The sequence below is a fragment of the Vibrio sp. V08_P9A1T1 genome, from assembly GCF_963874405.1.
In the GTDB taxonomy this organism is placed as follows: Bacteria; Pseudomonadota; Gammaproteobacteria; order Enterobacterales; family Vibrionaceae; genus Vibrio; species Vibrio anguillarum.
On record NZ_CAWNIB010000090.1, the window covers coordinates 1 to 6616 of the forward strand.

Genomic DNA, 6616 nt, shown 5'->3' on the forward strand with positions numbered 1-6616 from the left:
ATACAAAACAGTACAATATTTTCAACATCATGCAATGGTGATCAAACGCGTACCACGCCCCCTTGAATATCAGCTTGGCTGGCTTATATTGCTCTACAAAAACTTTGTGCAATAACATAGCCAAATCACAAGAAAACACAGTATTATCACCCCTTATTCCACATACTTCGTGGAGATCATAAACGGAATAATTATGGAAAATATCGTCGAAAAACTACTCTATTCAGCGCGCTGGATTATGGCCCCTATCTATTTGGGGTTAAGTTTAGTGCTGCTGGCATTAGGCATTAAATTTTTCCAAGAAGTGTTTCATCTGCTACCTAACATCTTGAGCACCGATGAAGTCAGCCTGATTTTAGTGACACTTTCTTTGATTGATATTTCATTGGTTGGTGGGTTGATTGTGATGGTGATGTTTTCAGGCTATGAGAATTTTGTCTCTAAAATTGATATCGCCGAAGAGGATGATAAGCTCGGCTGGCTCGGAAAATTAGACACAGGATCGTTGAAAAATAAGGTTTCGGCATCGATTGTCGCCATCTCCTCAATTCATTTGCTGAAAGTCTTCATGAACACTGAAAATATCGACAGTGAAAAAATCAAGTGGTACTTACTGCTGCACATTACCTTTGTCTTATCGGCCTTTGCGATGGGTTATTTAGATAAAATCACCAAAAAATAGCCGCAAGCCCTGTATTCACAGGGCTATTCGTTAACACTATCGATGCCAATGGTAAATAGACTGAGCTTATTTTGAACGATTGACCAACAGTAACAGCAAGAAATAGCTCCCACCGAGAATCGCCACGAGCGTGCCAGCCGCAATTTGCATCGGATAAACGATCACCTGTCCGAGCCAATCTGCCCACAACATTAATGATGCACCGACTAAACTTGCCACCAGCAGTTGGGTTTTACTTTGCTGTGCGCCTAGCATCATCGCCATGTGTGGCGCAATCAAACCCACAAACGACACTGGCCCCATCGTCGCTGTCACCAGCGCACATAACAGCGCCACAATGGTCAATAAAATCAAACTGGTGCTTTGCGCATTAACGCCGCGCGCACTGGCAAAACGACGACCAATGGAGATTAAAGTCAGCCAACGCGACAGCGCGATGGTGGCTGCGGCCAGCAACAGCACCAAAACAGCCAGCAACAGCGCTTGGTCAGGCGTAACGCGATAGGTTGAGCCTGCTAACCACTGTAAAATTCGATAACTGTCTTCTGACCCTTTAGCCAAGCAAAATTGCACTAAGGATTCAAGCAATGCGGTAATGGCTATCCCGGTTAAAATCAAACTCGACGCGGCGTATTGATGGCGCTTACCCAGCACAACTAATGCCGCCAACACCAGCAAACTACCCAACAACGCTGTCACCCAATGAGCAGCTAACAAGCTTTGACCTAAAAAGAGATTGGCAAACACCAACGCAAACGTCGCCCCTGACGAGACCCCTAAAATATCTGGGCTGGCTAACGGGTTGTATATCAAACGTTGCAAAATGCTACCTGCTAGGGCAAGACCAATACCGGCACACAATGCGGTGAGCATGCGCGGCCAGCGTAATGACCACTGATAGCTGCTTGGCAGCGCCAATTGCCAACTAAGTTCGTTCATTTGAAACAACGTATGCAACCCAAGTGCTGCCAGCATCATTAGCAACAACCCCAATAGTGCGACAGGGCTTAATGATGCGCGCGACTGAGGCAGTGAGATAGTCAATGTATCTTGCGCCTTGAGCTGACGGCGACTAAACCAGATCAATGCGGGCGCGCCAATCGCCGCGGCTGTGATACCGCTGGCGATGACTTGCGTAGTCCATAGGCTCAACCACATTGCGAGCATATCGGTTAATAAAAGCAGTAACGCGCCAAGCAGTAAGCTCGAATAGAGCTCTTGTTTGGGCGTTCTTGCCCCCATAGCACGGGCGATGTTTGGCGTGAGTAGCCCGATAAAACTGATGACGCCCACCGCTGTAATCGAGGCTGAAACCAACCAAATCCCGAGCACCATTAAGATTAAAAATGCAGGAATGACAGGCAGACCACGAGCCGCAGCACCTTGATGACCTAAACGCAATAACGTCAGAACCCTTGGCGCAAACAGTAAAATCAATAAGGAGACCGATAACCGCGGCAGCAACCACTGCACCCAATCCCAGCCATTTTGCGCCAGATCGCCCGCGCCCCACATGAAGACGTTTTTGGCGTATTGTTCATTGAGTAGAATCAGTGCCGTCGCAATCGCGCCAAGTAGCAGGTTCACCACCATGCCTGCCACAATTAACGGCAAGCCCGTCATGTTACGCACGCCCGCAATCACCACGATCAACGCAAATGCGAGCAAAGCACCACTCATTGCCGCCAACGCGCTGTAACTGGCAACTAGGCTTGGAAAACCAATGTTGAGAATAATCAGCGCCAGCCAAGCTCCAGATGAGGTGCCCAGCGTCAATGGTGAAGTGAGGTTATTCTGCGTCAGTTGTTGCATCACACTGCCGACCAAACCTAACATCGCGCCCACCAGCAACGTCATCACCAAACGGGGCAATTGACCATATAGGAAATTGAACTCCGCAAAAGAGCTCGCGTCACGTTGCGCCCACAACAGTTGCCATTGCGTGACTAGATCGACGCCATTGCCAATTTGCACACTGAGCATCGCCGCAAGCAGCAGCGCACTACTCAGTGCGAGAAACACTTTTCCGTTCATGACTTAGGCGCAACCTCAAGCAAACTGCGTGTCAGCGCTTCTGCAATGTATTGTAGTGACATCGCGCCGCCGTAGTTCCAGACACTCTCAACCGAGTTCACTCGCGCTTGACGAACAAACGGCATCGCTTGCCAAAGCATTGATTTTTCTAGCTGTGCTTGCTGGGCAAATGGCAAGAAATAGAGCACATAACCTTGCTCAACATACTGCAAATCCGTTAACCGATGTTGCACAATCCCCCACTCTTTGGCAGGCTGAGGCAGCGCTTCATGCAAGCCCAATTGCTTCAGCACATAATGAGTGGTGGAGTTTTCACCGTAAAGGAACACCGAGGTTGGATTAGCAAAACGCATCGCCACCACCGCGGGTGTTTGATGAGAAAACGCGATGTCAATTTGTGCTTTTAACTGCGCAAAACGTTCCGTCATTGTGGTCAGTTTTTGCTCGGCGAGCGCTTGCTTGTCAAAGAGCTGCGCTAATTGGCGAAAATGGTCAATCGCGACTGCGCCACTGTCATCACTGGCTTGAAAATTAGAGAAATAGAGCACCGGAGCAATGCGCTCTAACGGTGTGATTAAATCTTGCTGCGGCGCAGCAGCGAGAATGAGATCTGGTTTTAGTGCAGCAATTTTTTCCAAATTGGGTTCAACGCGCGTGCCGATATCTTCTACCCCTTGCGGCACTTGCGGTTTGACAACCCAATCTTGATAACTGGCAAGCTCTGGCGCGCCAACGGGTGTGATACCCAGTTCAATCACTTGCTCAAGTAAATCCCAATTGAGCACCACCACACGTTGTGGCCGCTGCTGTAGAGTTTGCTCTCCGCGGCTGTCGTGTACGGTCAATGGCGCGCTAAAAGCGACACTCGAAAAAACAGAGAGTAAGCCAGTAACCAGCCAGCGCTTTACAAGGTTTAAGCACATACAATCGCGACCTTATGCGTGTGAGAATCTGAATTGGACATTGGGTGATCCAGCAGTTGGATCGGCGTTTGATAAAGCGCCGATAAACGTGCTTCATCGGCCAATAAAGAGGCATCGCCTTCAAAAGCAACCTTGCCCTGCTTGAGCGCGACGATGTGGGTCGCGTAACGTAGCGCAAGGTTCAGATCATGCAAAATGACGATAATTCCGCAGCCTTGTGTCTGGTTTAATTGCGCAAGCAGAGCCATTAACTGATATTGGTGCTGCACATCTAACGCTGAAGTTGGCTCATCTAAAATCAGCACCGGAGACTGCTGCGCCAACAGCATCGCCACCCAAGCGCGTTGCCTTTCACCACCAGACAATTCATCGGCCAAGGTATAGGCAAATTCAGTGACGCCGGTTTGGGCGATCGCTTGATCGATGATCACTTCATCCTGATTTTGCCAGCGACCAAAAGGACCACGCCACGGAAAACGCCCAAGGCGCACTAACTCTCGTACCGTTAACCCCGCTGAAGTTGGCAATTTTTGTGGCAAAAACGCCACCGCTTTAGCCAGCGCTCTGGCGCTGAGCTCGGCAATCGGCTGCTGATTAAGTAACACGTCGCCACGGTCAGGTGCTTGCTGACCAGAAATCAAACTCACCAGCGTGGATTTTCCGGAGCCATTATGGCCGAGTACCACAGTTAACTCTGTGGTGGGAATATTCAGTGATTCAATGGATAAAATGCTTCGTCCACCACGCACCACTTGAACATTTGATAAGGTAAACATCACTCTCCCCCAAAAATCGAGCCACACCTAAAACACACATCCCCGCCGCCGCGGGAATGTTCAGAAACAGTCAAACTCACCTTCAGCGAAGGTGAGTCCATGTTGACTTACCAGCGGTAATTCACGCTTGCCACCATACGACGTGATTCGCCGTAATAGCAGGTTCCGAAATCACAACCAGCAAGGTACTCGTCATCCAAAATATTATTGAGGTTAACCTGCACATCCCACTGTGTATTAATGGCGTAACTTGCCATTGCATCCCACAGCATATAAGCAGGCACCTTTTTATCGAGCGAGGCATCCACAGACGTTCCGGTATAACGCACGCCAGAGCCCAACGTCAGCCCCTCAATCCCAAGGCCTGCAAAATCATAGCTCGCCCAACCTGTCGCTAAGTGGCGCGGAATCATCGACTTGCGCTTCTGGCTCGTTCCTTCACCTGTATGAGCATCGAGATAGGTGTAGCTGGCATTCAGCATCAGATTCTCTGTCACAGCCATGCGAGCTTCTACTTCGAACCCTTGCGTATTGGTTTTTGTGCCCGATTGACTGGTGGTTAACGCGCCATTGCTGCCGACGGTAGAGGCGGTTGCGTTTTTCTGGTCGATATCAAACCACGCCAGATTGACATAGCCATCGAGCCAGCTTGGCATGTATTTCACACCCACCTCGGTTTGGTTGCTCTCGACGGGTTTGTAGAGTTTGTTGGTGGTGAAATCTAAGCTGCTGATCACATAGAAAGATTCAGAGTAGCTCACATAAGGTGACAAACCGTTATCGGCTAAATAGATCAAACCGCTGTTTAATGACAGTTGGCCATCATCAAGCTCATCTTTATTCAAACCTTTGCTTTCAACATCAATTTTGTCGTAGCGGCCACCTAAATTCAGAACCCATTTCTGTTGCCACTTCGTTTGATATTGCGCGTACACACCCAGTTGCTGTTTGACAATCTCATTGTCATACAAGCTGCTTGAGAGATCAGGCACATTGCCGTAGGTCGGATTAAGGCTGTTGATCACGCCCACCTGTGAACCAGTGCCATTACCCAGCCATTTATTTTGGTGATACTGAATGTCAAACCCGGTCAATAAGCGGTGCTCAAATTGGCTACTTTGCCACTGTGCTTGGGCGTTGTTATCCAAGGTTACGCTGTGTGCATCACCATCATTGATCAAGGTATAACGTGCCAATGTGTATGGGTCGCTGTCTTGCCAAGCATTTTGATAGGCCGAAGAACTTCGTAGGTACAGATCAACATAGGCGTAGTTGAAGTTTTGCTTGAGGCTCCAAGTGTCGTTCAGTTGATGAGAGAGTTGGTAGCCGAACGACAGTTGTGTTTTATCGAAATCATCGTGATCCGGCTCGCCAAAGTTGCGGTTAGGCGCAATCGTCTCACCATTGGGCAGCGCCACTAATGTGCCATCGCTTGGGAAGAAACCGTTTTGTGGCACGCCGTTATCTTTCAAGAAAGTGGCCATCAGCGTTAGCGTGGTTTGATCTGATAAATCGATAGCGTAGCTTGGCGCAACATAAACGCGCTGGCTCTCAATGCCATCCAGTTCACCCTCTTTTTGATTAACCATCGCCACGAGGCGGTAGCGCTGGCTGCCATCTTGGTTGGCCCAATCGGCAATATCGACACCCAACTGCTGGTAATTTTTATTCCCCACCGACAGAGATACGGAATGCTGCGCGCCATCAGTCGGCTTTTTCTGCACCACGTTGGCAATACCGCCCGGCATGGACTCACCATACAGCACCGAAGACGGGCCTTTCACCAATTCAACTCGCTCTAAACCAAAGGGTTCAACCGTCCAAGCAAAGAAACCTTCTTTATAAAGACGGTTACCATCGAGATAGACACTCGGTTCAAAACCACGCACAAACATCCACTCGGCGTCGTTATCCGCGCCATAAGGTGAGGTGTACCCCGGCGTATAGCGCAATGCTTCATCCAGTTTTTGTACGTTATGCTGGTCGAGTTCATCACGTTCAATGACAGTGACCGACTTTGCAGTTTCTTGTGTCGGGGTATCGACTTTCAATGCCGATGCCGTTACCACGATCGTGTCTAAAACTGGTGGCGGTGTTTGCTCAGCTTGTGCCGTAGCCGAAACCATGAACAGACAAGGTAATGCGCTGATTTTTAATATGTTGTGAATTGCTGTCCCCAGCAAGCTTGGGCGAATGAGATC

At 49.2% G+C, this 6616-nt stretch carries 5 protein-coding genes; 1 reads left to right on the forward strand and 4 read right to left on the reverse strand.

Annotated features, from left to right (window positions below; genetic code table 11):
* Positions 1-193: 193 nt before the first annotated feature.
* A complete protein-coding gene (locus AACT21_RS04695) occupies positions 194-682 on the forward strand; it encodes a TIGR00645 family protein (RefSeq protein WP_017045929.1) in 489 nt (162 codons plus the stop codon).
* 66 nt (positions 683-748) lie between these two features.
* On the opposite strand, the gene fhuB is transcribed toward AACT21_RS04695, so the two are convergent.
* The 4 genes from fhuB to AACT21_RS04715 form a co-directional block, all read right to left on the reverse strand.
* The gene (gene fhuB / locus AACT21_RS04700) at positions 749-2716 is read right to left on the reverse strand and encodes a Fe(3+)-hydroxamate ABC transporter permease FhuB (protein ID WP_094164559.1); all 1968 of its coding nucleotides are present in this window, start codon (positions 2714-2716) and stop codon (positions 749-751) included.
* Positions 2713-3639 (reverse strand): iron-siderophore ABC transporter substrate-binding protein, encoded by a 927-nt coding sequence (locus AACT21_RS04705; RefSeq protein ID WP_094164560.1) that lies wholly within the window; start codon positions 3637-3639, stop codon positions 2713-2715. The genes fhuB and AACT21_RS04705 overlap by 4 nt, the downstream gene beginning before the upstream one ends.
* Positions 3630-4415, reverse strand: coding sequence for an ABC transporter ATP-binding protein (locus tag AACT21_RS04710; protein ID WP_026028190.1), 786 nt, complete (start codon positions 4413-4415; stop codon positions 3630-3632). Before AACT21_RS04710 ends, AACT21_RS04705 begins: the two co-directional genes overlap by 10 nt.
* A 107-nt stretch (positions 4416-4522) precedes the next feature.
* A partial coding sequence (locus AACT21_RS04715; RefSeq protein WP_094164561.1) for a TonB-dependent siderophore receptor occupies positions 4523-6616 on the reverse strand: 2094 nt, incomplete at its 5' end.